The sequence below is a fragment of the Bacillus cereus group sp. MYBK245-2 genome (assembly GCF_051916145.1).
Classification (GTDB): Bacteria; Bacillota; Bacilli; order Bacillales; family Bacillaceae_G; genus Bacillus_A; species Bacillus_A pacificus.
Genome location: NZ_JBQAGB010000014.1, coordinates 99830 through 126064, shown reverse-complemented (window position 1 = coordinate 126064; position 26235 = coordinate 99830). Strand labels below are relative to the sequence as shown.

Genomic DNA, 26235 nt, shown 5'->3' with positions numbered 1-26235 from the left:
CAAAAAGCCTCCCTTTATTTTGTCCTCATAAGTAAGTATATAAAATACGGTGCACCAATTACAGAAATAACAAGACCGACCGGTATTTCTGAAGTTGTTAACACACTTCTTGAAATTACGTCTGCGAATAAAAGTAAAAACGTCCCTATTAGTGCAGCCGTAGGCAGCATAATTTGATGTTTACCACCAACAAGGCCCCTCGCTAAATGCGGAGCCATTAAACCGATAAAACCAATTCCTCCGGCAACAGCAACAGATGCACCAGCTAAACAAACTGCAATAAATAATAATTTACGTCTTTCTTTTTCTACATTTACACCAAGGCCAACTGCTGTGGAGTCGCCTAGGTTCATTACGTTTAATATGTGAGCCTTACTAATAGCAAGTGGCAAGAAAATAACCATCCATGGAAGTACACTTAGTACAAACTTCCAATCTGTGCCCCATAGACTTCCTGCTAACCAAATCGTAGCAAAACGGAAATCGTTAGATGTCATCTTCATAGAAAAAATTAAACTAACAGCACCAAACCCGGCTGCAACAGCGATACCGACAAGTATTAATCTCGTTGATGAAACGCCGTCTTTCCATGCTAATAAATAAATAATAACAGCTGCTAATATCGCTCCAACTAGTGCGAAGAACGGAAGAATGAATACAGATAAAAATGTACCAGTTCCTACTTTCCCGAAGAAAAAGTAGACAAAGATAACAACTGTTAATCCCGCTCCAGCGTTAATACCGATAATACCTGGATCAGCAAGTGGATTTCGTGATAACCCTTGCAAAATCGCACCTGACATCGCTAAAGCAGATCCAACTAGTATAGCAATGACCATACGTGGCATACGGAATTCAAATAAAATAACAGACTGATCTTCAGCCCCCAGTCCAACCAATGACTTTAATACGTCCATTGGGGGTATTTTAAATGTCCCTGTATTTAAACTCACTAAAAATACAGTAACGATTAATCCTACTAAAATTGTTAAAACCGAAACGTTCTTTTTTGTTAAGACACTTGTCCTCACATTTTTCCTCTCCCTTCGTTACGTGCTAAGTAGAGGAAGAATGGAACCCCAATTAGTGCTGTAATTGCTCCAATTGGCGTTTCAAACGGCGGATTAATAACGCGAGATAACATATCTGCACATTCAATTAAAAGCCCGCCTAAGACCGCAGAACATGGAATAACCCATCTATAGTCTGAGCCTACAAGGAAACGAGTCATATGTGGGATGACAAGACCAACAAATCCAACCGATCCTGCCATAGAAACTGCCGAACCTGTTAACACAAGAACAAGTACTGTCCCGATAAATTTAATTAATGTCGTATTTTGACCAAGTCCAATCGCAATTTCTTCACCGAAGCTTAAAATTGTAATATACCTCGACATCATAATTGCAATGAAGAGACAAACTAGGCCAATCGGTACTAACATATTAATACTTTCCCATTTCACTCCAGCAACTCCGCCCGCATTCCACATACTCACCTCTTGGGCAAGATTGAAATATAGCGCAATTCCAGATGAAATGGCCCCTAATAAAGCACTAATTGCGGCACCCGCTAAAGCTAATTTCACAGGCGTTAATCCACCTGGCGAAGAAGATCCAATTCCATATACAATGCTCGCTCCAAACGCAGCACCAATAAAAGATGCGATAACGAACATTAAATAAGGTGAATTAGGGAAGAATGCATACATAATTGCAATTCCAAATACAGCTCCATCTGTAATCCCCATTAACGATGGTGATGCAAGTGGATTTCGCGTCATACCTTGCATAATTGCTCCTGATACCGCTAAAAAGGCACCTGCAACTACGCCCCCTATTGCTCTAGGCATGCGAAGTTCTTGAATTACGTTATGATGCGTAATAGAACCGTCAAACTGAAATACAGCTTGCCATACAGTCTTTAAACTAATATCTGCAGCACCAAACGAAATAGACAATGCCATGCTTAAAGCTAACAAAATTGTACCTGCTACTAAAATAATAGAAGCAATGAGCGGCCTGCTCTTAATCTCTTTAACATTCACATCTTGCTGTTCCATACTCCTTGCGCTCGCTTCCATCCCTCAACCATCCTAACCAACAACATATGTTTAATTTAATGAAATGAAATTTATTCTCAAATAGCAATAAAAAAAATTAAATGAATCGGCCCTTTTCTGATAATGATTCTCAGAATCAGACACCTTATATTCTACCTATCGCTTCAAAAGACTGTCAACCATTATTTTGAAATACAAATTCATATAGGTCGAGACCTTAATAAATAGATAATGCCTATCTGTCATGAACTATTATCATCACCAGTTAAGCTTTCTCAGAATAGATTCTTCCTCTTATGGGCATAAAAAAAGAAGAGTAATCTGTTCACTCTTCTTTTCCTTACTTATTTAACTTCGCTTCAATTTTTACAATTAATTCATCTTCTGTTGGCGCTGCAACTGGACGATTATTTACAAATGCGAATGATTTTTTACGGCCAGGGCCACAGTAAGACTGACATCCAACTTCAATCGTTGCACATGAATCTACTTTTTTTAGCTTTGGAATCAACGTTTTAACGTTCGTTGCCTGACAATCATCACACACACGAAATTCGTTTCCCATTATATAACACTTCCTCTATTTTAAACTTTTCTCAAGTACATTTAAAAATAAACACTAAATGGTATTTTACCGCTCTTTGAAGCTCGTTGCAAGTTTCCTTTCGACGCTCTTTCCTCATATAATGCTACATATTTATATGTTTTCCTACAGCAGCTTCCATCATTCTTGGCAAAATTTATCCCGCTTTAATGGGCAGTAAGATCCCCACCTCAAAATTCAGTGAAAGCAAAGAAGTTAGGTGGGGGATGAAGAACCTCCCCACTGATTAAAGTTTCACTTTATACCTCTCATCGAAATCTACCATATTTTTAAAAGCTTTGTATAAAAGCTCATTTTTTTGCCCATTATAAAAATAGGAAGTTCATAAAAAGAAAGGGAGTTGAATCTATGAAAGTAAGACAAGATGCTTGGACAGATGAGGATGATTTATTACTTGCTGAAACTGTACTTCGTCACGTTCGAGAAGGAAGTACCCAATTAAATGCATTTGAAGAAGTAGGAGACAGATTAAATCGTACATCGGCTGCCTGTGGTTTCCGTTGGAATGCTGTTGTTCGCTATAGCTATGAACAAGCTCTTCAACTAGCAAAAAAACATCGTAAAGATAAAATGCGTGCTGCAAGTGGTGAACAAGCGAAAAAACGTTTACTTTATACACCACCAGCTTCAGATTCGATAACTAATTATGAAGAGTTCGTACAAGAGGAATCAATTGTACAATATAAAGAAGCTACTCCATATCAAGAAACTACCGTTCCTGCTACAAAGGGCTCTATGACAATGCAAGATGTTATTTATTTTTTACAAACAGTCGGATCTTCAAATATAAAAGTGACAGCTCTTGAAAACGAGAATACGAGATTGAAACAAGAAATTAAATCACAAATCCTTCGAAATGAAGAACTAGAAAAGAAATTGGAAAAATTAGAAAAACAATCTCATACTGTACAAGAAGATTACGAAACACTCATGAATATTATGAACCGTGCTCGTAAGTTGGCAGTCATGGATGAAGAAGAACGTTCTCAAACATCTTTCCGAATGGACCGAAACGGTAATTTAGAAAAAATTGCAGAATAAAAAGGGTGCATATAATGCATCCTTTTTATTATTTCACCTTTAAACTTTCCCTTTATATATGAGGAAACTCCATTCTTCATTTTTTGCTATAATAGAGATTGTCATTTTAAAGATAAGGGGTTAGTTATATGAGCAATTCCCGTTCCATTTTATCTCAGCCAGAGTGGCGTATTGTAGATCAGTCTAGTTTGGGACCAACATTCCATGCATTGCAGTCATTCGCAATGGACGACACATTATGCACAAGTATCGGAAATGGTCAATCAGCTGCAACAATGCGTTCTTGGGTTCATCACAATACAATTGTTCTTGGCATTCAAGATTCACGCCTACCGCACTTGGAAGAAGGTATTTCCTTTTTAAAAGAAAACAACTTCAATGTTATCGTTCGTAATTCTGGCGGACTTGCAGTCGTACTTGATGAAGGTGTGTTAAACGTATCGCTTTTATTCCAAGAGACGGAAAAAGGTATCGATATTGATCTTGGATACGATACAATGTGGCATTTAATTCAGGAAATGTTAAAGGATTACGATGTTACAATTGAGGCAAAAGAAATCGTTGGTTCTTACTGCCCTGGTAGCTACGATTTAAGTATTCGCGATCAAAAATTTGCTGGTATTTCACAGCGCCGTATTCGCGGTGGTGTCGCTGTCCAAATTTATCTCTGTGCTACAGGAAGTGGCTCTGAACGTGCCGCACTCGTTCGTGATTTCTACAACCTAGCCATTCAAGGAGAAGAAACACGCTTTACTTATCCTGAAATTGTACCGAGTACGATGGCTTCACTTTCAGAATTACTTGGCGAAACCATTACAGTACAAGATTTAATGATGCGCCTTTTAAAAACATTGCAGCAATTCGCTCCAAAGTTAACACCATCTCAATTAACAATAGATGAAATACCTTTATATGAGACGAATTTACAACGTATTATTGATCGTAACAATAAAGCACTTGGCTTAGAAAAATAAAGACCGTCGCTATTTTAGCGACGGTCTTTATTTCAATTCGTTATAGAATTAAAGTGCTTGAGCTGCTGTAATTAAAGCTAACTTGTACACTTCTTCTTCGTTACATCCACGAGATAGGTCGTTTACAGGCATGTTTAAACCTTGTAAGATTGGTCCTACTGCTTCGAAGTTACCTAAACGTTGAGCGATTTTGTAGCCGATATTACCAGCTTCTAAGCTTGGGAATACGAATACGTTAGCATCACCTTTAATTGTAGAACCTGGAGCTTTTTTCTCAGCTACAGATGGTACGAATGCAGCATCGAATTGGAATTCTCCATCTAGAGCTAATTCTGGAGCCATTTCTTTTGCAATGCGAGTTGCTTCTACAACTTTTTCTGTTTCTGGAGATTTCGCAGAACCTTTTGTAGAGAAGCTTAACATAGCAACGCGTGGATCAATGCCGAATAGTTCAGCAGTTTTCGCACTTTCGATACCAATTTCAGCTAAATCTTGGCTATTTGGTGCAATGTTAATTGCACAATCAGCGAATACATATTTCTCTTCTTCACGTACCATGATGAATACGCCAGAAGTTTTTGTAACGCCTGGTTTTGTTTTAATGATTTGAAGTGCTGGACGAACTGTATCAGCTGTAGAGTGAGCTGCACCACTTACTAAACCGTGTGCTTTGCCCATGTATACAAGCATTGTACCGAAGTAGTTTTCGTCTTTAAGGATTTTGCGAGCGTCTTCTTCAGTTGCTTTACCTTTACGGCGTTCAACGAAAGATGCTACCATTGCATCCATTTCTTCGTATGTAGCTGGATCGTAAATATCAACGCCTGCTAATGTTAAATTCATGCTAGCAGCTTTTGCGCTAATTTCTTCTTTATTACCAACTAAGATTGGTTTTACTAACTCTTCTTTTGCTAAACGCTCTGCAGCGCCTAAAATTCTTTCATCAGTTCCTTCAGGAAGTACGATAGAAATGCCTTTTCCTTGAACTTTTTCTTTTACTGTTGTAAATAAGTTGCTCACGAATAAACCCTCCTACATATGTTAAAAAACTCTATCTTTAAGAATACTTCTTTTCCTCTATATTTTAAACTTATAGCTCCCAAAAAATAGATAAAATAAAAATGATTATATTTTCATAAAATTCAGCCGTTAAATTCACCTTGCTTAAACACTTAAATGTGACAATTTTATGCGCCAAGGTTTTATATAGATGATTTTAAAACTATATATGCTATAGTTAACGTGTAAAACTATCATTAACTGAGGTGAATAGAATGAGTGAAGCAACAACAACGTTAGATGGCTGGTATTGTTTACATGATTTACGTTCTATTGATTGGGCTGCATGGAAAACATTATCTAGCGACGAACGCGGACAAGCTGTGTCTGAATTTTTAAATGTCGTTGAAAAATGGAACGACGTAGCTGCTGCAAAAAAGGGCAGTCACGCAATGTATACAGTTGTTGGCCAAAAAGCTGATATTATGCTTATGATTTTACGTCCAACAATGGAAGAGTTAAATGAAATTGAGACAGAATTGAATAAAACAACTTTAGCTGAATATATGGTTCCTGCATACTCTTACGTATCTGTTGTTGAACTAAGCAACTACCTTCCAGCTGATGAAGATCCATACCAAAATCCACAAATCTTAGCTCGCTTATATCCTGAGTTACCGAAAGCAAATCATATTTGCTTCTATCCAATGGACAAGCGTCGCCAAGGTGATGACAACTGGTACATGCTTCCGATGGAGGAACGTAAGAAAATGATGTACAGTCATAGTAAAATTGGTCGCCAGTATGCAGGTAAAGTACGCCAAGTTATTTCAGGATCTGTTGGATTCGACGATTTTGAGTGGGGCGTAACATTATTCGCTGACGATGTTCTTCAATTTAAAAAGCTTATATATGAAATGCGCTTCGATGAAGTAAGTGCTCGTTATGGTGAATTCGGAACATTTTTCGTCGGAAACATTTTACCAGACGAAAAGGTAGAGAAATTTTTACACATATAAAGTGAAACTTTAATCAGTGGGGATTTTGTTCATCCCCACTGATTATTAGTTGAACCAATCGGGCTTTTACGGGCAGTTGATCGCCCACCTAACCTCCTTGCTTTCGCTTAATTTTGAGGTGGGGATCTTACTGCCCGTTAATTCGGGGTAAATCGTGAAAAAGGAACGAAATTCGTTCCTTTTTTTATTCCCCTCTATATTTCTCCTCAAAAAACTTCTTTTTTCCGCAAATTTGAACAAAAATCGACAAATCCCTTTTAAATACCTTACAAAATTGTAACCTTTCCATATCCAAATTTATGCTAAAATGGTACGAGCTATATGCTAATAACGATGCGAAGGTGATAATGTATATGAAGAAAATCTTTTCTATTTTACTAGCGTTTCTATTGTCAATTTCTTCCTTAGGAGTAACAACATCCCATGCGGAAGGAAAAATACACATTGAGGCAGCTGCTGCACTTCTATTTGATGCAGATACAGGAAAAATACTGCATGAACAAAATCCAGATGAATTACTAGCTATCGCTAGTATGTCAAAATTAATTGTTGTTTATGCCGTGTTAGAAGCAATTAAAGAAGGAAAAATCACTTGGGATACAAAGGTAAATATTTCCGATTACGCTTATGAAGTTTCACGTAATAATGAATTCTCAAACGTGCCGTTCGAAAAAGGACGTCAATATACTGTAAGAGAACTATATCATTCTATCGTTATCTTCTCTGCAAACGGATCTAGTATTGCCTTAGCAGAACTTCTTGCAGGAAGTGAGAAAAACTTCTTAAATCTTGCAAATGAACATGCAAAAAAACTAGGGTTAAAGAAATATAAATTTGTAAACGCTACTGGTTTAAATAACGCTGACTTAAAAGGAAAACATCCTGAGGGTACTGATCCAAATGCAGAAAACTCTATGTCAGCTCGCGATATGGGTATACTTTCAAAAGCAATGATTACAAAGTATCCAGAAATGCTAGAGGATACAAAACAAAGATTTAGAAACTTCCCAGATAATCATCCGAAACCAATTCGTATGGAAAACTGGAACTGGATGTTACCAGGAGCTGCTTTCGCTTATGAAGGTACTGATGGTTTAAAAACCGGAAGTTCTGATACAGCTGGATACGGATTTACTATTACTGCTAAACGTGGTGATGTACGTCTTATTTCGGTTATTATTAAAACAAAATCAATGGACGAGCGCTTCACAGAATCTCGTGAGTTAATCGAATACGGGTTTAATAACTTCGAAAAACAAAAACTAAAGGTCGATAAAAACAATACACTCTCTGTAGTACAAGGAAAAAAAGATCAAGTAACTGTTGCACCGGAAAAAGAAATAACCGTAATTGCAAAAAAAGGTAGCAAAGACCCTTATAAAATTGGAACTGAAGCAGATAAATCACTTGCTGAAGATGGTCATTTAGTTGCTCCTATTAAGAAGGGTGCCAAAGTAGGTTCGATTACTTTAGAATCCACTGATAAATATGGTTTCTTAGACGGTAGTAAAAGTATGAAAGTTACTGCAAAAACGACAGAAGATGTTGAAAAAGCAAATTGGTTTGTGTTAACAATGCGCTCTATCGGTGATTTCTTCTCAAACTTATGGTCTAAAGTTTTTTAATAAAAAAAGCTGGCTCACGCTAGCTTTTTTTATTTTCTACTCCCAATGTAAAACTTCGTTTGGTTGTCATATCTGACTCTTTTTCCTCATACGTATGAACTAGTAATTGTTACACACTTCATCTAGAGATAAACCTCTTTCCAAAAGGTATTCCAAAAACAGAGGTGACACATAATGGGCGTTATCGCGCATAACGAAGAAGATGTTAAGTTATTAGCTAGATTGATGCGTGCTGAAGCTGAAGGAGAAGGGCAACAAGGAATGTTAATGGTTGGAAATGTTGGAGTAAATCGCGTTCGTGGAAATTGTTTGGACTTTAAAAACATTCGTAATTTACGTCAAATGGTTTATCAAAACCCTGGCGGTTTCGAAGCAACGCAAAAAGGATATTTTTATCAGCGTGCGCGTGAACAAGATATTGCTCTGGCAAGACGGACCATTCAAGGGCAACGCTTTTGGCCTGCCAACTTTGCCTTATGGTTTTTTAGACCTGAAGGTGCATGCCCACCAACTTGGTATAACCAGCAAAACTCTGGTCGCTTCAAAAAGCACTGCTTCTTCCAGCCAAATGCTGGGGATTGCCCTAGCATATATTAAGGAATGAAAACAAGGAGGGATTTTTGAATGGCACAGCAACAAAATCCGTATTACGGAACAGGTTTCTATCAACCATCTGGAACTTACGTACAACCGCAACAAATGACCCCACAGCAACAGCAACAGCAGCAAGCAATGCAACAACAAGCTGCGCAAGCTCAATATGCTGTTTCTCAAGGTATGTTACCTCTAGAACAGTCATATATTGAAAATATTCTTCGCTTGAACAAGGGCAAGCAAGCCACAGTTGTAATGACTTATGAGCGTGGTAGTTCACTCGGTACACAATCCTATACAGGTATTATCGAAGCAGCTGGTCGTGATCATATTGTAATTAGTGAGCCAGAGTCAGGGAAACGTTATTTACTACTAATGATTTACTTAGATTATGTAGAATTCCCAGAAAGAATTACGTATTTGCCTGGTCAACAAGCAACTTATGCTCCAAGACCATAAAAAAAGCTGGCATATGCCAGCTTTTGTTTTTATAATCCTTTTACAACTGCAGTTCCGACTAAGATCCATGCCACAATAAACGCCACACCACCAAGAGGTGTAATTGGGCCAAAGAACTTAATACCCGTCGTACTTAATGCATACAAACTACCTGAAAACATAATAATCCCGGCTACCATAAGCCAGCCAGCAGTAGTTAAAAGTGATGATTGAATTTTATCCATCAATAAAGCAACTACAAATAGTCCACCTGCATGAAACATTTGATATGTAACACCTGTTTTCCAAACCTCTAACATTTTTGCAGAAACTTTATTTTCTAAACCATGTGCTCCGAAAGCCCCTAACGCAACAGATAGCCCCGCTGCAATACAACCTAGTAAAAAGAAAATTTTCATCTTAATTCCCCTTTTTTACCTTTATCATAAGCAATTTTTACATATAAGCCAAACGATTTATCTTCTAAAAATCAAATAAAGAATTACCGTTTGCATCACTTTCTTTTATATATACTGGCTCATTAGAAACCGGTGCAATTGGTTGCATCGTGATTGGTTGTGATCCAATTATTTGTGATTGAATTTGCGGCTCTCTATACGTAGAAGATTCAACTTGCTCATCTAATAATAAATCACATAAAGCACGCACAACTAATACATGTTCTTTTGATTTTTGTCCTTCACTACTTTTTGCCTTTGCAATTTCATTCGCCATTTTATTTAAAATCTTATCGCTTGATATTTGCATCCCTTATCACCTCGTACTTTGTAGTTCTTTCTCAAATTGCCCCAGCTTCTCTACTGAACCAAATACTATTATCATATCATGTTCTTGCAACTTTTCCTGCCCCGTTGGATTATGTATAACATTCCCATTTCTCAAAATCGCTAAAATTGTTACATCAAATTGATTTCTAACATCACTCTCTAATAATGATTTATTAGCTAAAATAGAGCCCTCACCGACTGCAATTTCTTCAATTACAAATGACTGCTCCACGCCATACAGTACTGTATCAATATAATGAACTGTTAGCGGATTCGCAATACCTTTTGCAATATGAATCCCTGCCATACTAGATGGATTAATCACCTTATTTGCACCAGCCCTCTTTAATTTGTCTTCGGTTTCTGGTTTTTCTGCTCTTGCCACAATTTTAATTGCATCGTTTAATCCTCTTGCAGTTAACGTAATAAATACATTTTCAGCGTCATTTGCTACGATAGCAACTAAACCAGCTGCCTTTGAAATCCCAGCATGATGTAACACTTGGTCTTCTGTTGCATCTCCATGTACATATAAAAGCTTTTCCTTCTCTAATATGCTTTCATCCTTATCCACGACGACAAATGGAATTTTCTTTTCTTGCAATTCATGTACAACTTGAAGCCCTACTCTACCGCAACCACATACGATAATATGATTTTGTAACTGTGCTATTTGTTTATCCATCTTCTTCCTCCGTACTGCATGAAATAAATTCCCTTCAATAATCATAGCTGCCACTACACCGATTGCATACGTAACGATACCGACTCCAATCGGTATGATAAGGAGCGCAAAAACTTTTCCTGCCTGTGTTACAGGAATGGCATCTCCGTATCCAACAGTTAATACAGTAATCATCGTCATCCAAAATGCTTGAAACAAACTAATCTCTTCAATCGTCATAAATCCTAGCGTTCCTAAAATTACAACAAAAGTCATACATATAACTGCTATCCATAATTGCTTACGTGCATTCATATCATGTTTCAACTCTTTTCTCTATCTACAATCTTTGCCAGTGGAAATGAAATACATATATACTAGATACGGAATCTATGAAAGAGGTTGATATAATGAAAACATTTCTTTCCGCCTTACAATGGGCACTATTTATTTTAGCTGGGAGTCTTATTGTACCAATTAGCGTCGCAACTAGTTATGGTCTTGATGGCGCTGAAGCTATCGCATTCGTACAAAGAACATTATTTGTTCTAGGCTTTGCTGGTCTCTTACAAGCTATATTTGGGCATAAACTTCCTATTCAAGAAGGTCCTGCTGGCCTTTGGTGGGGAATTTTCTCCCTATATGCAAGTTTAGGTGTCGTATTATTTGGATCAAACAATGAGACACTTAAAGTTCTTCAATATGCTTTCTTATTAAGCGGTATCATTTGTATTATTCTTAGCGTTTTTGGACTTATTGATAAACTCGTTCGCTATTTTACACCGACAGTCATTGGAACGTACTTATTTCTTCTTGTTGCACAACTTAGTGGTTCCTTCTTAAAAGGAATGTTCGGCCTGGATGGAAAACATACAGAAGTACAACCTAACGTATTTATTCTTTCACTCATTGTTATTTTACTATCCTTTTTCATCATGAAGCTACCTATTATCGGACAATATTCTGTTCTTTTCAGTATCGTCTGTGGCTGGATATTATTCGCATGCTTCGGATTATCTAATCCAATAACACCAGTGACAGATATAATCCGTTTTCCATCCTTATTTGTTTTCGGAATGCCTCGTGTTGAATGGAACATGGTAATTACGGTCATTTTCGTTACACTCTTACTTCTAACAAATATGTTAGCAAGTATTCGCGTTGTACAAAAGGTTGTCTCTAAATATGAAGAAAATGCTGCATCAGATCGTTTTAAACAGGCCGGTATTATAACAGGAATCAATCAATTACTAGGCGGCCTGTTTTCGGCTATCGGACCTGTCGCTATTTCTGGATCAGCAGGTTTTATTGCAACGACTAATATTTATAAACGCCTCCCATTTATATTAGGGTCAAGCTTTATTATTGTCGTTAGTATATTCCCAAAGATCACTTCATTCTTTGCGGCAATCCCAGTTGCAGTTGGTTATGCTGCCATTTATCCTGTATTTGCAAGCATGATCGGTCTCGCCTTTCGAGAATACGAAACGGTACAGGATAAAGAACGATTATTTAAAGTAGCAGGTCTGTCAATCTTCACAGGAATTGGGGTTATGTTCGTTCCAGCAGGAGCATATTCCACGCTTCCACCATTTCTAGCTTCATTCCTAAGTAATGGTCTCGTTCTTGGGGCTGTAATGGCAATCTTACTAGAAATACTATTTTCTCGTTCGACAACAAAACAAGTATCGTAAATTGGAAAACTTCCATTATTGCACTCTACCTTTAGAGTTGTTACGATAAAATAAACATTTAATCATTGGGGTTTTGTCCATCCCCAATGATTATTAATTAATATGATGAGAAAAACACTCAGAAGAATGAATCTACTTCTTTTTAAAGAGGTTCGATGTCTTACTATTATTTCTTACATCTCCATGAACATATATTTGATTTAAATAAAGAAGGGAATTTTCAATATGACTTATAAAATGATTGTTTTAGATTTAGATGATACTTTATTACGTGACGACCATACTATTTCACCTCGTACGAAAGAAGCTCTAATGACTGCACAAGAACAAGGTGTAAAAGTTGTACTTGCTTCCGGACGTCCAACGTTTGGTATGCGCAATGTAGCGAAAGAACTTCGTTTAGAAGAATACGGCAGTTTCATTCTATCTTTTAATGGCGCAAAAATTATTAACTGTAAAACAAACGAAGAAATCTTTAGTAGTACGCTTTCTCCTGAAATCGTTCACAACTTATTTGAAATTAGTAAAACTGAAGATGTATGGATTCATACTTATATTGGCGATGATATCGTAACAGAAGAAAATAATCCTTACACTGAAATCGAGGGCGATATTACTGGGATGCCTATTGTTGTAGTAGATGACTTTAAAGCTGCTGTTAAAGAGCCTGTAGTAAAAGTATTAATGAATAAAGAAGCTGAACGCCTTGTTGAAGTAGAAAAGAAATTACAAAAACAACTAGAAGGACAATTAAGCGTTATGCGTTCTAAACCATTCTTCTTAGAATTTACTGAAGCCGGTGTTACAAAAGGAACGAGCTTAAACCAATTAATCCAAAAACTTGGCATTAAGCGCGAAGAAGTTATCGCAATGGGCGATAGCTATAACGATCAGGCGATGATTGAATTCGCCGGTCTTGGTGTTGCAATGGGCAATGCACCTGATGATATTAAGGAAATTGCAAACTATGTAACAGATACAAATATGAACGATGGTGTAGCAAAGGTTGTAGAGAAGTTCGTACTAAAAAAAGAAGCACTTGTTTAATATTTCCACTCATAAAACCTATTTGAAGTCAAACACTTCAAATAGGTTTTTATTTAAATTACCATGCTTTTGTGACTATATTTTGAACTTTACACTATTCTCGTAGTGTAAACTTTCTTTTTGTATATAATGAAACAAAATAGACTATTTTATTTTAAAAAAGAATACAAATTTACTATAAACAAGCATACGTTAAGGGAGGCTATTTTACATGTTATCTACACCAATCGGACGATTAAGAGCAATTGGACTTATTGAGGGGATTTCTTTTCTACTACTATTATTTGTAGCAATGCCATTAAAATATTTCGCAGGATTTGCAACAGCTGTTAAAATTACAGGCATGGCTCACGGTGTTTTATTTATTTTATTTATCTTCGCAGTAATTCAAGTAACAATCGTACACCGTAAATCAATTTTATGGGCACTTGGGGCATTCGTTTCATCAGTTATCCCATTTGGCACGTTTGTACTAGATGCAAAATTAAAGAACGAGCAACAATAATGAAAAGGTAGTTAACGACTGTTAACTACCTTTTTTATTTACAAATTTGGAATTTCCCAATCAATTTCCCTCTCGCCCATATTAGCTAAAATCGTATTTACTTTAGAGTATGGCTTACTTCCGAAGAAACCACGTCTTGCTGATAGTGGGCTTGGATGTACAGATTCGATAATGTGGTGCTTCGTATTTGTAATTAATTTTTTCTTCGCCTGTGCATGGCGTCCCCACAATATGAAAATAACTGGCTTTTCACGTTCATTTAATAGCTCAATTACGCGATCTGTGAAATGCTCCCATCCTTTTCCCTTATGAGAATTTGCTTCACCTTGTCGAACTGTTAATACAGTATTTAATAATAAAACGCCTTGCTCTGCCCACTTTACTAAATAACCGTTATTTGGAATATCATACCCATATTCATCTCGAAGTTCTTTATACATATTTAACAACGACGGTGGCGTTTTAATACCGGGTTGCACAGAAAAGCTTAAACCATGCGCTTGATTCGGTCCATGATATGGATCTTGTCCTAAAATAACGACCTTTGTATTTTCATAACTTGTATACTCTAGAGCGTTAAAAATATCTTCTTTCTTTGGGTAAACAACATGTGTACTGTACTCTTCTTTCAAAAAATCAGCTAGCTTACGATAATATTCTTTCTCAAATTCTGGTGCCAATAATGGCCCCCAATCATTTTTTAAAACATTTTCCATGCTTTCACTTCCCGTCTAATTAATTCACCATATCCTGTTTTGTAAATACTACAAATGAAATGATAAGGGAAACAACTGCCCAAACCGTTAAATTCATTAAAGAAAACTCCATCGATAAACCTTGTAATGCAGGTAGTTTTCCTGATAGATAATCTGTTAATGATAAATTCACACTAAAAATATATTTCGCACCTTCCCAAGATGTTGCGAACGAGCTTAAAATACCGCCTGCAATTAATGCAGCTAGCATAACGCCCATACCAGCTGGTGTATTACGAATTAAAACAGAGACCATAAATGATATAGTTCCGACAACGATAGCAACAAACCAGGCTAGTCCATACGCCATTAAGATGTATTGCCACTGCGGAATAAGATGTACAAAATTCGTATTTAACGTTTCCTTATCAATAACAAATCCAGTTAAAACAGGTAAATTCCATCCCGAGTATCCAAATACAAGCCCTGATAATACGTAAGCAAACACACCTACAAGGAGCAGTATGAGCGAAATGAAAAATAACATCGTTACGTATTTACTAAGGAGTATTTTCCAGCGCCGAATCGGCCGCGTAAGTAACATCTTCATCGTTCCATCACTTCGTTCTCCTGAAACGATATCAATGGCGACAATCATTACGAGAAGTGGAATAAATAATGTAATTCCTTGCTCAATAAACGCCCTTACAAAAGTTGGTGCGCCCGGTGCCATCGGGTTAATATCATGATCTAAATAATATTGTTGCTGCTCAACTCTTACCTTTAACCAATCACGCCATTCTTCTGGCAACCTAGAATTGTTCAAACGGTTTTGAGAATCAACAATTTGTTGCTGCAGCGAAACTTTCCAATCCGTTGTACCTAGCCTTTTTTGTGTTGTTTCTATTTCACGATACTGCGCATACACGAAGAGCGGGATTAAGATTGCTAAAATAAGCATAACAACAAAAATACGCTTCTTACGATAAATCTTCTCCGATTCGTTTAAAACTAGATTCGCAAATTCACGCATGCTGCTCACCCCTTGTGAGTTCAATAAATAAATCTTCTAGCGTAAATACAAGTTCCTTAACACTATGTACATCTATCCCGTTTTCTACAAAATGTTTATTCCAATTACTTATAGATGCGATATTCATGCGGCATAGTAATCGATCACCTTCTATACTCACTTCTCTTACTTCCTCAGCATCTTCTAGCATATCTTTTGCCTTCCCAATCGGCGTAACAATCCATTCTACGCGGTCACTTGCTGTTTTAATTAATTCTTCAACCTTGGCAACTGTTATCATCTTTCCTTTATGAATAATAGCAACGCGATCGCATATCATTTGCACTTCACTTAGCAAATGACTTGAAATAAACACGCTCATATTTTCTTCTTTTACAAGCTTATGTATAAATTCCCTAAGTTCTCTAATCCCTGCTGGATCTAAACCATTCGTTGGCTCATCTAATATGAGCAATTTTGGATTCCCAAGGAGCGCCTGCGCAATTCCAAGTCGTTGTTTCATACCAAGTGAGTACGTTTTTACCTTGTCATGAATTCTTTCATCTAAATGAACCATTTCAGCAATTTCAATAATACGTTCATCTGATATATCACCTAACATACGAGCAAATTGCTTTAAATTTTCCCATCCCGTTAAATATGTATACAACTCTGGGTTTTCAACGATACTCCCAATTTGACGCATCGCTTCTCTAAAATTTTCCTTAATCGAATAACCACCGATAGAAATCGTACCTTCTGTCGCCTTAATCAATCCGACTAACATTCGAATGGTAGTCGTCTTTCCAGCACCATTTGGTCCTAAGAACCCGAACACTTCTCCTTGCTTTACATCAAAGGAAATATTCTCTACAAGAGTCTTCTTTCCAATTACCTTCTTCAAGTCTCGTACGGAAAGTATCGTCGTCATTTTATCCCTCCTTGTTCTAGTTTTAATTTACTTGCTACATTTTGAACTAATCGGTCCGCCATATATGTATACCCTACTTCATTCGGATGAAAATGATCGGAGTATAATAAATCTTTCCCACGGTTTTGGAATAAATCAAATGTCGGCGTAATATACACATTTTTATTATTTACCGCTAATTTTTCTAAAGATGCATTCCAGTCTACAACAATGTTTGAAGCCCCCTTTAAATCTTCTACATCTTCAAAAGGATTATATAAACCTAGCCAAAAAATAGGGCTATCTGCATTTAATTTACGAATTTCTTCTATAATTTTCTTCGCTTCATTTTGGAATGTTTCCGTATCAGGACGATATGTTTCTAAATCTATCTTTCCAAGCGATTCCCAGCCTGGAAATAAATCATTTCCTCCAATCGTTAAAACGATTACATCTGCTTGTTTAATTGAATATTGAGCGCCACTACTTTCAATTTGTTTTAATAAATCGGGCATTTTTGCACCACTAACTGCTAAATTCGTTAAGGCAACCTTTTGCTTATAATCTTTTTGTAAATCTTCTTTCATCCGTCCAATATAGCCAATTCCTTCTTTATCACCAACACCGCGTGTTAATGAATCACCTAAACTAACGATTTGTAACGTTCCCGTTTTCTTTTTCTCCTTTGTCACTACATCGGTCTTTTTAATTAAATTTGAAGCTTTCGGATTTAATACATCATTTACACCTGAAACAAAGCCATATGCAAATAAACAGAAAGATGCAATTGTAATGAGTAGAATTACTTTAACTACTTTTGATCTCATATCAAAACCCCTTTTAGCCCTCATAGATTGTCCATAATTATACCAAACGCAATTTTGAAAAGCGATTTTCAAACCTTATCTATTATGTTGTTTCCCTATGTACTAATTGTGGCAATAACTCTACGTGCTTTATATCGATTTGCTTATCATTAATCTTTTCATATAATAATTCAAATGCCTTCACGCCAACATTTTTACTACAATATGAAATCGTCGTAATGCCTAAAATGTCTGCTACATCTTGATCATCACAACCGATAATCGTAATATCCTCTGGAATACGAATTTCTTGTTTTTTCGCTTCTGTTACCATCCCCGCTGCAATATGGTTGCAAGATACAAGAAACGCTGTTGGTTTTACTGACATAGAGGCCAATTCCCTAATTACATTACGCCCATCTTCCACCGTAAAACAGCCTTTAAACTTCCAAGCCTCTATCGGTGTTACAGCAATCTGTTGAAGCGAATCTTCATATGCTTGTTTTCTTCTTTGACTATTAATACTGTTACTTCTTCCAATGCAATACCCAATACTTGTATGGCCCGCATCTATTAAGCTCTTCATCCCGCGCGAAAACACTTTATAATAATCAATATGCACACTCGAAATGTAGTTCGAGTCTATTTCTTCACACATAACAATAGGACCAAATTTCGTATATTCTTCGAGCTTTTCCTTACTATTTGCCCGCGAACATATAATAACCCCATCAAGCTTTTTCATTTTTAACATATTCAAAATTTCTAATTCTCTTTCCTCGCTATAATTCGTCTGACAAAGCATCATATTATAATTATTCTTTGCTGTTTCCTTTGATATTCCCTCAATAATAGCACTATAATATTGGTCATTTACATGCGGTAATAAAACGCCAATGACATTCGTTTTCCCTTTCACTAAATGAATTGCATTCACATTTTGCGTATAGTTTAATTCTTCTATAATTGCTAAAATTTCTTTGCGCTTCTGTTCATTCACATATGGATGATTATTTAGTACACGTGAAACAGTTGAAACAGATACCCCAGCAAGTTCAGCAATCTTTCTTATATTCGTCATCTCATTTTCCCCTTCCCTGCAAAAATTCTCCCTTGACCTGGTAAGCTTTCCACAATATATCCTTTCCTAGCAAATACTTTTTGAAAGGATATACAACTATGCTTCGAGTCAAATTAGAACATATATTTTTCATTGGCGGTCTACTCATTCTCGCCATCGGCATTAATATGATGACGACAATTACTTCCTTTGGACTGAGCCCTTATGATTCCTTCTTTATTGCACTATATCAAAATTTTGGGATAAGTATCGGTTTTTGGATTTTCATGATTAACTTTGCTTTTACCCTTATCGTACTCTTTTGGAATAAAAAACAAATTACGATCGGTACAATTGTAACAATGGTTCTTATTTCTCTTTTTGTTGATTGGATTGGTTCCATTACGACTATTATGGACGCTATCCGTTCTCTTCCAAAATATATAACACTTATTTGCGGAAATCTATTCGTTGGAGCCGGTATCGGTCTTTACGTCTCTACAAATCTTTGCGCAGCACCTCAAGAAGCTTTCGTTTTAACAGTTGCTGAGAAAAAGAAATGGACATTTAGAAGGACAGAAATTTCATTAGCATTCTTATTTTTAACATTAAGCTTCTTATTAGATGGACCTATCTATTTTGGAACAATTATTTTATCCTTTACAACAGGCTGGATTATACAAGCATTTATTCAAGTTGGTACACAAATTTTAAATAGAAAAAAACCTATTAAGCAAGCTGCTTAATAGGTTTTTTATTAGTAGAGATACTACTTAGCATCTCCTTCAATTCGGTAGTTTGCTTTCAAACAATCTATTTCTTCATACCCTTGCAACGTATGTAGAATATAATCATAATCAGCAAGAGATGCACGATGCGTTACAATTACAATTTCAGCTTTTCCTTTCTCTTCAAGTGGCATTTGAATAATTTTTTCAAAGCTAACGCCACGCTCAGAGAATAACGAAGTAATTTTTGCAAATACACCAATTTCATCTTTCACATGAAGTCTTAAAAATTTCTTCACAACAATTTCGTCTGGCTCTTTTAATACTTTTTGATATTGCGGGACTACAGCACTATTTCCTGTTACCCCTAATCTAATATTTTGCATTACAGCTACTAAATCAGAAACAACAGCTGTTGCTGTCGGTAAACTTCCTGCACCTGGTCCATAAAACATCGTTTCTCCAACTGCTTCACCATACACATATACAGCGTTATATTCATTTTGCACGGCCGCAAGAGGATGTGTATTTGGAAGTAAAGTCGGTTCAACTGTAACCTCTAATTTTTCACCATCTCGCTTCGCAAGACCGATTAGTTTAATCGTGTAACCTAAACTCTTACTGTATTCGATATCTTCCTCTGTAATAGAAGTAATCCCTTTTACCTTCACATCTCCAAGCTCTACATTTGTAGAGAAACCAAGGGTAGCCAAAATTGTCATTTTTCTTGCTGCATCTAAACCTTCTACATCTGATGTTGGATCCGCTTCTGCAAATCCAAGTTGCTGGGCTTCTTTTAACACGTCGTTATATGCTCTCCCTTCATCTGACATTTTCGTCAAAATAAAATTTGTCGTTCCATTTACAATTCCCATTACTTTCGTAATAAGATCTGAAGAAAGTCCCTCTACGATACTTCGTAAAATCGGAATCCCTCCGGCTACACTTGCTTCATAAAACAAATCTGCTTTATTATCTTTTGCTACCGCTAACAGTTCCGCTCCATGTAACGCCATTAAATCTTTATTGGCAGTCACAACATGCTTCCCGCTTTGTAAAGCTTGTAAAATATACAATTTTGCGTCATCAATGCCACCCATCACTTCGATGACAACATCAATATTTGGATTATCTAAAATTTCATTTGCATTTTGCGTTAATAGAGTAGAAGGTACCTCTACTTCTCTCTCTTTTTCAATATTTTGTACTAGCACTTTCGTTACTTTTACAGGACAACCTACTTGGTGTATCAGTCGCTCTTGGTGATCTGTAATTATACGAACTACACCGCTACCAACTGTCCCAAGACCTAATAAGCCAACTTGAATTTCTTTCATAATACTGTCCACCCCTCAAAAATTGTGTTTAGATGAAATTATATGAGTAAAAAATCTGAAAAACAATATTTTTAGAACATTCGGAAAAATATAAGTTAACCATTGCAGAGAAAACGTTGCCACGTGTTACACAATCTTTTTTTATAATACATAAGGGGTTTCTTGATACACGTAATAATTTAGCCAATTAGAGAATAATAGATTTCCATGGCTTCTCCACCTTACAAGCGGCTTCTCATTTGGATTATCATGCTTAAAATAATTTTTCGGCACATCAATATTTAACCCTTTGTCACGATCTCGCTCGTATTCTTGCTTTAACGTATCACAACTATATTCACTATGACCGAGCGCAAACACTTGTCTTCCTTCTTGCCCAATAACAAGATGAACGCCCGCTTCCTCAGAGTTGGCTAATAACGTTAACTCCTTCACTTCTCTAATGTCACTCTCTCGTACTTCCGTATGACGAGAATGCGGGGCAAAAAATAATTCATCAAATCCTTGTAACAATTTCACATGTTGCTCACGAACTTCATGTTCAAATACACCAAACATTTTTTCCTTAAGAGGATACTTTTGAACACCATAATGATGATACAAACCAGCCTGTGCCCCCCAGCAAATATGAAGCGTAGATGTTACATTCGTTTTTGAATACTCCATAATACGTTTAAGCTCTTCCCAATAATCTACCTCTTCAAAAGAAAGGGTTTCAACTGGTGCTCCTGTAATAATGAGTCCATCAAATTTCTCATTCTCAATATCACGGAATGTTTTATAGAAACTCGTTAAATGTTCCTGTGCGACATTACGGGACAGGTGTGATTCCATATGAAGTAAATGTACATCTAATTGCAACGGTGTATTGCCAATTAAACGAAGTAATTGCGCTTCTGTTTCTTGCTTTGTAGGCATTAAGTTTAATATAGCAATTTTCAATGCCCGGATATCTTGTGTTTCTGCTCGCTCTTTTGTCATTACAAAAATATTTTCCTCCTGCAACACTTTGCGAGCTGGCAAATCTTTATCAATTATGATCGGCATGTTGTTTGCCTCCGACTAGCGCTGCTTCTAAATCTGCAATAATATCCGAAACATCTTCTATACCAACTGATAGACGAATTAAATCTGATGTGACGCCAGCTAAGCGCTGATCTTCAGCACTTAATTGTCTATGTGTTGTACTTGCGGGATGTATAACGCAAGTTCGCGCATCAGCCACGTGCGTTACGAGAGTTGCTAGTTTTACATTTGCGATAAATTCTTTTGCTGCTTCTAATCCTCCCTTAATGCCGAATGTTAAAACACCACTCGCACCTTTTTTCAAATACTTTTGTGCTAACGAGTAATTTTCATTACTATTTAATCCCGGATAATTCACCCATTCAATACGTTCATGATCAGCGAGCCACTTAGCAACTGCAAGAGCATTTTCACTATGACGCTCCATTCGTAAATGCAATGTTTCTAAGCCGATATTGCTAATATATGCATTGAATGGGCTCATACAGTTTCCGTAGTCTCTTAATAATTGAACACGTGCCTTCACAATATAAGCTGCTGCACCAAAATTTTGAACGTAACTTACGCCGTGATAACTTGGATCCGGTTCAACTAGTTCAGGATATTTCCCGTTTGTCCAATCGAAGCTCCCTCCGTCAATAACAATGCCACCTAACGAACTTGCATGACCATCAATATATTTCGTCGTAGAATGAACGATAATATTTGCTCCGTGCTCAAATGCTTGGCATAAATAAGGAGTTGCTAATGTATTATCCACGATAAACGGTACTTCCAACTCTTTCGCTGCATCTGAAAACTCTTTGAAATTTAAAACGTTCATCGCCGGATTTCCTAGCGATTCTGCATAAACGAGTTTCGTCTTATCATTAGCAAGGGCCACAATTTCATCAGCAGTTAAATTCGGATTAAAGAATGTAACATCGATACCAAGCTTACGCAAACTCACTCCAAATAAATTAAACGTCCCGCCATAAACTGTGGAAGAACAAAGCAAGTGGTCTCCGCTACTACAAATGTTTAAAACAGCAAGCATAATAGCAGCCTGCCCAGAAGCCGTTGCAACAGCTCCTACGCCACCCTCTAAATCTGCTAGCTTTTGCTCAAATGCAGCTAAAGTAGGATTTCCAATACGCGTATATATATATCCTTCTGCCTCTAAATTAAATAAGGCTGCTAAATCATCCGAAGTATCGTATTTATACGTTGTACTTTGATAAAGCGGTAAAACACGCGGTTCACCATTCTTTGGCGTATAGCCACCTTGCACGCAAATTGTTCCTTTCCCCCATGATTCTCCCATCTCTTATTCTCCTTTCTTTTATACAAAATAAAAAACTGCCCCTTTCCTGAAAACAAGAAAGGAGCAGTTTGAAAACACGCTCTAAAGGCTCTTTCTTATCTCTCAGGGTTTATTACCTGCAGGATTTGGCACAATTCCGTTATACGGCTGTTGCCAAGGTTTCATCGGGCCTGTCCCTCCACCTTTTCTTGATAAGACTATGCAATTACCGTTGATTTTATAGCAATAATTCCCTAATGTCAATCGGTTTTTCTGAATGTTCTAAATTAACTACGAAGAATTTAATGTACATAACAAAAGAAATATATTCCATATCCATTTGAAAAAGACCTTTTAAAACCCTCAATTAATATATAGAATTAAATAAGTAGTTTAACTGTATACATTTCAGATTCTCACGAGACCTCAATATATTGAATAAGCCACCCTCTCAAAAAGATACTATACATATTCATTTCACAGTAGCATATTTAATCCTTTTGACATTAAAACTTACATAACGGAGGTATAACATGACAAACCAGAAAGACATGCACTATATACTCGCCCTATACGGCATTCTATTAGGCTCTATAGTCGGCGCAACAGTCTGGTTATTTTTAGTTACAATAAATATCGGCATTCACTTTATTTGGGGATACTTACCTACTATCTTCTCTTCTCCCCCGTATTACACCATTTGTGTAACAACTATCGGTGGTATTCTTGTTGGTTTAACTCAAAAATACTTCGGTACATGTCCACGCCTTATGCCGGAAGTAATGAGTGAATATAAAAAAACAGGTAGAATTGAATACCGTTTCGTACATAAAGCCACTTTAACTGCGATTATCGTTTTAATATTTGGAGCTAGCTTAGGTCCTGAAGCAGCACTTGTTGGCATTATCGGTGGGCTTTGTACATGGGTCGGGGATCGCTTTACATTCGCCTTAAAAGGAATGAATGAACTAACAGAAGTTGGGATTGGTGCTACTTTAAGTGTAATTTTTAACGCGCCATTATTCGGTTATTTAGCTCCAAGTGAAAATGAGGGAGAGCAAATTAACGAATTCTCTAAAGGAAAAAAAGCAATTGTATATTTGGCTACCACTTTCGCTGGTTTTTCCGTTTATTTATTGCTTAGTAAATTTGATAATCGTGGATCCTTTATCGTTAATTTCGGAGAAGGTTCTCTTTCTCTTAATGAATGGATTGCATTTCTTCCACTTGCTAGTATTGGTGCTATAGTCGGATTCTTTTATTTCAAATTAGAGTTCACATTAGAGAAATTAATCCATCCCTTAAAAGAATACAAACTATCGCTTGGAATTATCGGTGGCATTTTATTAGGGATTGCAGGAACTTTTCTCCCATACACATTATTCTCCGGAGAACATCAATTAAAAGATTTAGTCGTTGAATGGAGCCATTTATCCTTCTGGGTACTACTTCTTTCAGGGGTTTTAAAATTATGTATTACTGCTGTTTGTTTAAATACAGGCTGGCGCGGTGGACATATTTTCCCAATTATATTTTCTGGGTCAAGTATCGGATATGCTATAGCGTCCATTGCCCCAATAGATCCAATCGCTTCGGTCGCCATCGTCACGACAGCAATTTCAAGCTATGCACTAAGAAAACCAATTGCTATAACATTACTATTACTCATGTTTTTCCCGCTCAATTTACTATTACCGATGCTTGGGGCAGCAGCAATTGGTAATGCATTTCCACTTCCTAAAAATAACGAAGCTATAAACGAATAGAAATAGGCAGTAGGGACGAAAGTTCCACTGCCTATTCTCATTACACATGTTGCTTCAATAACGCGTATAACTCTTCAAAATTTTGCACTTCATATGTTGGCACAATCCCGCTATTATTACATTTCTTTTCTGGATTAAACCAACAAGTATCAATTCCCGCTACATATCCACCTTTCATATCAGCGCTTAACGAATCCCCAATAATGAGCCCTTCTTCAGGAACAAAGTTAGGGATCCTTTCAAAAACATAATCAAAATACTCTTTCATCGGCTTTTGATAACCTGTATCTTCAGAAACGAAAATATCTTGAAACAAGGCATGTAACCCTGCATTACGTAATCGTTTATCTTGCGTCTTAGAAATACCGTTTGTCACTATATATAAATCGTACTCACTTTGAATTTGATTTATAAATTGTAAAGCACCTTCCATGAGCTGATTTCCTTCTTCTAAGTAACTGCGATAATTATTTTCGAATAATATCCCATCTACTTCTTCCCCGTATTCTTTAAACAAAATTGAAAATCGTGTATTTACAACTTCATCACGACTTATTTCACCTTCTTCAAAAGCAGTCCAAAGACTTTTATTAATTTTTTTATATTGCGCTTCAATTTCGCTAGTTAGAAACATCCCTTTCTCTTCAAAAAGCATACGTAATGCCGATTTTTCCGCCTTTTGAAAATCTAACAATGTATCATCTACATCGAATAATAATGTTTTATATTTTTTCATAAGCCCTTCACACTCTCTTTTCTACAAAAACAAATTTACGTAAATCGTATCATTCTTTCTTGTAAAAATAATAGGAGATATCTCATACTAAACATGAGGTGAAAACATGAAAGTCAGCAGAAATAGCGAAGAAATCTCTCATTACATACAAACTTACAATTTCCATACTCTTTTTTCTTTTGATATCTTACCGTATGCTGAACTACATTCCTTTCAGAAAAGAGAAAAGATATGTAATGAAGGGGTCGATGTTCCTTATCTTTATTACTTAATTGCTGGGAAAGCAAAAATATATATGAGTCACAAAAACGGAAAGGTCTCCTTGATTAACTTTATTCAGGCACCTTCGTTCATTGGGGAATTAGGATTAATTGGCGTAGAATCTATTACGAAAACGGTGGAAGTAATTGAAGATTGTATATGCTTAGCGCTTCCTCTTAAAGATTGTCAGCATCTTTTGTTACAAGATGCTACCTTTCTACAGAAACTATGCAAATTTATCGGTGAGAAAACCATTACCCGAACAGAAAGTTATGCTAAAAATAATAGTTATCCGTTCGAAAATCGATTAGCGGCGTTTATTCTATTAACAGAACAAAATAACAGTTATATAGAAAAACATACCGAGGTTTCGGAATACTTAAATGTTAGCTACCGTCACCTTTTATATGTATTAAACCAATTTTGCCAACAAAATTACTTACGGAAAGATGGAAGAACCTATTACATACAAGATCGAATTCAGTTAGAAAAACTAGCTGACGAACTTAAAATATAAAAAAGTAGCATTAACGTTTATCTGTTAATGCTACTTTTTTGAGTG

Annotated in this window: 28 protein-coding genes and 1 riboswitch; of the genes, 12 read left to right on the top strand and 16 right to left on the bottom strand. The window is 36.5% G+C overall.

The window, feature by feature from the left end; all coding sequences use genetic code 11:
• Positions 1-14: 14 nt before the first annotated feature.
• The 3 genes from ACTFRN_RS21290 to ACTFRN_RS21280 all read right to left on the bottom strand — a co-directional run bounded on the left by ACTFRN_RS21290 (position 15) and on the right by ACTFRN_RS21280 (position 2627).
• Entirely contained in the window at positions 15-1031 is a 1017-nt protein-coding gene (locus tag ACTFRN_RS21290) for a FecCD family ABC transporter permease (protein ID WP_088106269.1), read from the bottom strand.
• Positions 1028-2083 (bottom strand): FecCD family ABC transporter permease, encoded by a 1056-nt coding sequence (locus ACTFRN_RS21285; RefSeq protein WP_049111407.1) that lies wholly within the window; start codon positions 2081-2083, stop codon positions 1028-1030. The genes ACTFRN_RS21290 and ACTFRN_RS21285 overlap by 4 nt, the downstream gene beginning before the upstream one ends.
• Positions 2084-2402: 319 nt before the next feature.
• Entirely contained in the window at positions 2403-2627 is a 225-nt protein-coding gene (locus ACTFRN_RS21280; protein WP_000526077.1) for a DUF1450 domain-containing protein, read from the bottom strand.
• Positions 2628-3014: 387 nt separating this feature from the next.
• Between ACTFRN_RS21280 and ACTFRN_RS21275 the strand changes: the two genes are divergently transcribed.
• Positions 3015-3707: an RsfA family transcriptional regulator gene (locus tag ACTFRN_RS21275; RefSeq protein ID WP_000868373.1), complete on the top strand. Its 693-nt coding sequence runs from the start codon at positions 3015-3017 to the stop codon at positions 3705-3707.
• Between the two features lie 128 nt (positions 3708-3835).
• Positions 3836-4681, top strand: coding sequence for a lipoate--protein ligase family protein (locus ACTFRN_RS21270; RefSeq protein ID WP_000071956.1), 846 nt, complete (start codon positions 3836-3838; stop codon positions 4679-4681).
• Between the two features lie 48 nt (positions 4682-4729).
• Here ACTFRN_RS21270 and pta read toward each other — a convergent pair whose 3' ends face one another.
• The gene (gene pta / locus ACTFRN_RS21265) at positions 4730-5701 is read right to left on the bottom strand and encodes a phosphate acetyltransferase (protein ID WP_000067214.1); all 972 of its coding nucleotides are present in this window, start codon (positions 5699-5701) and stop codon (positions 4730-4732) included.
• Between the two features lie 254 nt (positions 5702-5955).
• On the opposite strand from pta, the gene hemQ reads away from it, so the two are divergent.
• The 4 genes from hemQ to gerQ all read left to right on the top strand — a co-directional run bounded on the left by hemQ (position 5956) and on the right by gerQ (position 9377).
• The gene (gene hemQ / locus ACTFRN_RS21260; RefSeq protein ID WP_001287585.1) at positions 5956-6699 is read left to right on the top strand and encodes a hydrogen peroxide-dependent heme synthase; all 744 of its coding nucleotides are present in this window, start codon (positions 5956-5958) and stop codon (positions 6697-6699) included.
• Between the two features lie 347 nt (positions 6700-7046).
• Positions 7047-8324, top strand: coding sequence for a serine hydrolase (locus ACTFRN_RS21255; RefSeq protein WP_175573752.1), 1278 nt, complete (start codon positions 7047-7049; stop codon positions 8322-8324).
• Positions 8325-8498: 174 nt separating this feature from the next.
• On the top strand, positions 8499-8921 hold the full coding sequence (gene cwlJ, locus ACTFRN_RS21250) for a cell wall hydrolase CwlJ (protein WP_000538151.1): 423 nt from the start codon (positions 8499-8501) through the stop codon (positions 8919-8921).
• Positions 8922-8948: 27 nt separating this feature from the next.
• Positions 8949-9377 carry a spore coat protein GerQ gene (gerQ, locus tag ACTFRN_RS21245; protein WP_000068646.1) on the top strand — a complete coding sequence of 143 codons (429 nt, stop codon included), beginning with the start codon at positions 8949-8951 and terminating at the stop codon, positions 9375-9377.
• Positions 9378-9406: 29 nt separating this feature from the next.
• On the opposite strand, the gene ACTFRN_RS21240 is transcribed toward gerQ, so the two are convergent.
• The 3 genes from ACTFRN_RS21240 to ACTFRN_RS21230 all read right to left on the bottom strand — a co-directional run bounded on the left by ACTFRN_RS21240 (position 9407) and on the right by ACTFRN_RS21230 (position 11123).
• The gene (locus ACTFRN_RS21240) at positions 9407-9775 is read right to left on the bottom strand and encodes a DUF423 domain-containing protein (RefSeq protein WP_000688322.1); all 369 of its coding nucleotides are present in this window, start codon (positions 9773-9775) and stop codon (positions 9407-9409) included.
• Between the two features lie 64 nt (positions 9776-9839).
• Positions 9840-10124 (bottom strand): YwdI family protein, encoded by a 285-nt coding sequence (locus ACTFRN_RS21235; RefSeq protein WP_001167354.1) that lies wholly within the window; start codon positions 10122-10124, stop codon positions 9840-9842.
• A gap of 6 nt (positions 10125-10130) precedes the next feature.
• Positions 10131-11123 carry a potassium channel family protein gene (locus tag ACTFRN_RS21230; protein WP_000994000.1) on the bottom strand — a complete coding sequence of 331 codons (993 nt, stop codon included), beginning with the start codon at positions 11121-11123 and terminating at the stop codon, positions 10131-10133.
• Between the two features lie 95 nt (positions 11124-11218).
• Between ACTFRN_RS21230 and ACTFRN_RS21225 the strand changes: the two genes are divergently transcribed.
• The 3 genes from ACTFRN_RS21225 (at position 11219) to ACTFRN_RS21215 (ending at position 14054) form a co-directional block, all read left to right on the top strand.
• Positions 11219-12502: a purine/pyrimidine permease gene (locus tag ACTFRN_RS21225; protein WP_000847024.1), complete on the top strand. Its 1284-nt coding sequence runs from the start codon at positions 11219-11221 to the stop codon at positions 12500-12502.
• Positions 12503-12727: 225 nt separating this feature from the next.
• Positions 12728-13549: a Cof-type HAD-IIB family hydrolase gene (locus tag ACTFRN_RS21220; protein WP_000221376.1), complete on the top strand. Its 822-nt coding sequence runs from the start codon at positions 12728-12730 to the stop codon at positions 13547-13549.
• 211 nt (positions 13550-13760) lie between these two features.
• Positions 13761-14054, top strand: coding sequence for a DUF3817 domain-containing protein (locus tag ACTFRN_RS21215; protein ID WP_000953390.1), 294 nt, complete (start codon positions 13761-13763; stop codon positions 14052-14054).
• Positions 14055-14092: 38 nt separating this feature from the next.
• On the opposite strand, the gene ACTFRN_RS21210 is transcribed toward ACTFRN_RS21215, so the two are convergent.
• The 5 genes from ACTFRN_RS21210 to ACTFRN_RS21190 are packed head-to-tail and all read right to left on the bottom strand — an operon-like array spanning position 14093 to position 18558.
• On the bottom strand, positions 14093-14770 hold the full coding sequence (locus ACTFRN_RS21210; RefSeq protein ID WP_000432535.1) for a uracil-DNA glycosylase: 678 nt from the start codon (positions 14768-14770) through the stop codon (positions 14093-14095).
• A 19-nt stretch (positions 14771-14789) separates the two neighbouring features.
• On the bottom strand, positions 14790-15782 hold the full coding sequence (locus tag ACTFRN_RS21205) for an ABC transporter permease subunit (protein WP_001206495.1): 993 nt from the start codon (positions 15780-15782) through the stop codon (positions 14790-14792).
• Positions 15775-16692 carry an ABC transporter ATP-binding protein gene (locus ACTFRN_RS21200; protein WP_000207715.1) on the bottom strand — a complete coding sequence of 306 codons (918 nt, stop codon included), beginning with the start codon at positions 16690-16692 and terminating at the stop codon, positions 15775-15777. Before ACTFRN_RS21200 ends, ACTFRN_RS21205 begins: the two co-directional genes overlap by 8 nt.
• Positions 16689-17570 carry an SGNH/GDSL hydrolase family protein gene (locus tag ACTFRN_RS21195; RefSeq protein ID WP_139302951.1) on the bottom strand — a complete coding sequence of 294 codons (882 nt, stop codon included), beginning with the start codon at positions 17568-17570 and terminating at the stop codon, positions 16689-16691. The genes ACTFRN_RS21200 and ACTFRN_RS21195 overlap by 4 nt, the downstream gene beginning before the upstream one ends.
• Positions 17571-17580: 10 nt before the next feature.
• The gene (locus ACTFRN_RS21190; RefSeq protein ID WP_074614824.1) at positions 17581-18558 is read right to left on the bottom strand and encodes a LacI family DNA-binding transcriptional regulator; all 978 of its coding nucleotides are present in this window, start codon (positions 18556-18558) and stop codon (positions 17581-17583) included.
• A gap of 98 nt (positions 18559-18656) precedes the next feature.
• On the opposite strand from ACTFRN_RS21190, the gene ACTFRN_RS21185 reads away from it, so the two are divergent.
• Positions 18657-19283: a YczE/YyaS/YitT family protein gene (locus ACTFRN_RS21185; protein ID WP_000946665.1), complete on the top strand. Its 627-nt coding sequence runs from the start codon at positions 18657-18659 to the stop codon at positions 19281-19283.
• 23 nt (positions 19284-19306) lie between these two features.
• Here ACTFRN_RS21185 and ACTFRN_RS21180 read toward each other — a convergent pair whose 3' ends face one another.
• The 3 genes from ACTFRN_RS21180 to ACTFRN_RS21170 all read right to left on the bottom strand — a co-directional run bounded on the left by ACTFRN_RS21180 (position 19307) and on the right by ACTFRN_RS21170 (position 22931).
• Positions 19307-20602, bottom strand: coding sequence for a homoserine dehydrogenase (locus ACTFRN_RS21180; RefSeq protein WP_000659114.1), 1296 nt, complete (start codon positions 20600-20602; stop codon positions 19307-19309).
• A gap of 141 nt (positions 20603-20743) precedes the next feature.
• Entirely contained in the window at positions 20744-21649 is a 906-nt protein-coding gene (gene metA, locus ACTFRN_RS21175) for a homoserine O-acetyltransferase MetA (RefSeq protein ID WP_001121522.1), read from the bottom strand.
• Positions 21633-22931 carry a bifunctional O-acetylhomoserine aminocarboxypropyltransferase/cysteine synthase gene (locus tag ACTFRN_RS21170; protein WP_088106270.1) on the bottom strand — a complete coding sequence of 433 codons (1299 nt, stop codon included), beginning with the start codon at positions 22929-22931 and terminating at the stop codon, positions 21633-21635. The genes metA and ACTFRN_RS21170 overlap by 17 nt, the downstream gene beginning before the upstream one ends.
• 92 nt (positions 22932-23023) lie before the next feature.
• Positions 23024-23129: riboswitch (SAM riboswitch) on the bottom strand.
• A gap of 314 nt (positions 23130-23443) precedes the next feature.
• Between ACTFRN_RS21170 and ACTFRN_RS21165 the strand changes: the two genes are divergently transcribed.
• Positions 23444-24676, top strand: coding sequence for a chloride channel protein (locus ACTFRN_RS21165; protein WP_000184452.1), 1233 nt, complete (start codon positions 23444-23446; stop codon positions 24674-24676).
• 40 nt (positions 24677-24716) lie between these two features.
• Here the strand turns inward: ACTFRN_RS21165 and ACTFRN_RS21160 are convergent, their stop codons facing one another.
• Complete coding sequence (locus ACTFRN_RS21160) at positions 24717-25412, bottom strand: YjjG family noncanonical pyrimidine nucleotidase (protein ID WP_088106271.1); 696 nt, start codon at positions 25410-25412, stop codon at positions 24717-24719.
• Positions 25413-25518: 106 nt separating this feature from the next.
• Here ACTFRN_RS21160 and ACTFRN_RS21155 point away from each other — a divergent pair, with 106 nt between their 5' ends.
• Positions 25519-26190, top strand: coding sequence for a transcriptional regulator YeiL (locus tag ACTFRN_RS21155; protein ID WP_000868835.1), 672 nt, complete (start codon positions 25519-25521; stop codon positions 26188-26190).
• Positions 26191-26235: the final 45 nt, after the last annotated feature.

Bases quoted from the DNA above. Each gene is read 5' to 3' on its own strand.
- ACTFRN_RS21285 (WP_049111407.1), bottom strand. From the start codon at position 2,083: ATGGAAGCGAGCGCAAGGAGTATGGAACAGCAAGATGTGAATGTTAAA.
- ACTFRN_RS21280 (WP_000526077.1), bottom strand. From the start codon at position 2,627: ATGGGAAACGAATTTCGTGTGTGTGATGATTGTCAGGCAACGAACGTT.
- ACTFRN_RS21275 (WP_000868373.1), top strand. From the start codon at position 3,015: ATGAAAGTAAGACAAGATGCTTGGACAGATGAGGATGATTTATTACTT.
- ACTFRN_RS21270 (WP_000071956.1), top strand. From the start codon at position 3,836: ATGAGCAATTCCCGTTCCATTTTATCTCAGCCAGAGTGGCGTATTGTA.
- hemQ (WP_001287585.1), top strand. From the start codon at position 5,956: ATGAGTGAAGCAACAACAACGTTAGATGGCTGGTATTGTTTACATGAT.
- ACTFRN_RS21255 (WP_175573752.1), top strand. From the start codon at position 7,047: ATGTATATGAAGAAAATCTTTTCTATTTTACTAGCGTTTCTATTGTCA.
- cwlJ (WP_000538151.1), top strand. From the start codon at position 8,499: ATGGGCGTTATCGCGCATAACGAAGAAGATGTTAAGTTATTAGCTAGA.
- gerQ (WP_000068646.1), top strand. From the start codon at position 8,949: ATGGCACAGCAACAAAATCCGTATTACGGAACAGGTTTCTATCAACCA.
- ACTFRN_RS21240 (WP_000688322.1), bottom strand. From the start codon at position 9,775: ATGAAAATTTTCTTTTTACTAGGTTGTATTGCAGCGGGGCTATCTGTT.
- ACTFRN_RS21235 (WP_001167354.1), bottom strand. From the start codon at position 10,124: ATGCAAATATCAAGCGATAAGATTTTAAATAAAATGGCGAATGAAATT.
- ACTFRN_RS21230 (WP_000994000.1), bottom strand. From the start codon at position 11,123: ATGAATGCACGTAAGCAATTATGGATAGCAGTTATATGTATGACTTTT.
- ACTFRN_RS21225 (WP_000847024.1), top strand. From the start codon at position 11,219: ATGAAAACATTTCTTTCCGCCTTACAATGGGCACTATTTATTTTAGCT.
- ACTFRN_RS21220 (WP_000221376.1), top strand. From the start codon at position 12,728: ATGACTTATAAAATGATTGTTTTAGATTTAGATGATACTTTATTACGT.
- ACTFRN_RS21215 (WP_000953390.1), top strand. From the start codon at position 13,761: ATGTTATCTACACCAATCGGACGATTAAGAGCAATTGGACTTATTGAG.
- ACTFRN_RS21210 (WP_000432535.1), bottom strand. From the start codon at position 14,770: ATGGAAAATGTTTTAAAAAATGATTGGGGGCCATTATTGGCACCAGAA.
- ACTFRN_RS21205 (WP_001206495.1), bottom strand. From the start codon at position 15,782: ATGCGTGAATTTGCGAATCTAGTTTTAAACGAATCGGAGAAGATTTAT.
- ACTFRN_RS21200 (WP_000207715.1), bottom strand. From the start codon at position 16,692: ATGACGACGATACTTTCCGTACGAGACTTGAAGAAGGTAATTGGAAAG.
- ACTFRN_RS21190 (WP_074614824.1), bottom strand. From the start codon at position 18,558: ATGACGAATATAAGAAAGATTGCTGAACTTGCTGGGGTATCTGTTTCA.
- ACTFRN_RS21185 (WP_000946665.1), top strand. From the start codon at position 18,657: ATGCTTCGAGTCAAATTAGAACATATATTTTTCATTGGCGGTCTACTC.
- ACTFRN_RS21180 (WP_000659114.1), bottom strand. From the start codon at position 20,602: ATGAAAGAAATTCAAGTTGGCTTATTAGGTCTTGGGACAGTTGGTAGC.
- metA (WP_001121522.1), bottom strand. From the start codon at position 21,649: ATGCCGATCATAATTGATAAAGATTTGCCAGCTCGCAAAGTGTTGCAG.
- ACTFRN_RS21170 (WP_088106270.1), bottom strand. From the start codon at position 22,931: ATGGGAGAATCATGGGGGAAAGGAACAATTTGCGTGCAAGGTGGCTAT.
- ACTFRN_RS21165 (WP_000184452.1), top strand. From the start codon at position 23,444: ATGACAAACCAGAAAGACATGCACTATATACTCGCCCTATACGGCATT.
- ACTFRN_RS21160 (WP_088106271.1), bottom strand. From the start codon at position 25,412: ATGAAAAAATATAAAACATTATTATTCGATGTAGATGATACATTGTTA.
- ACTFRN_RS21155 (WP_000868835.1), top strand. From the start codon at position 25,519: ATGAAAGTCAGCAGAAATAGCGAAGAAATCTCTCATTACATACAAACT.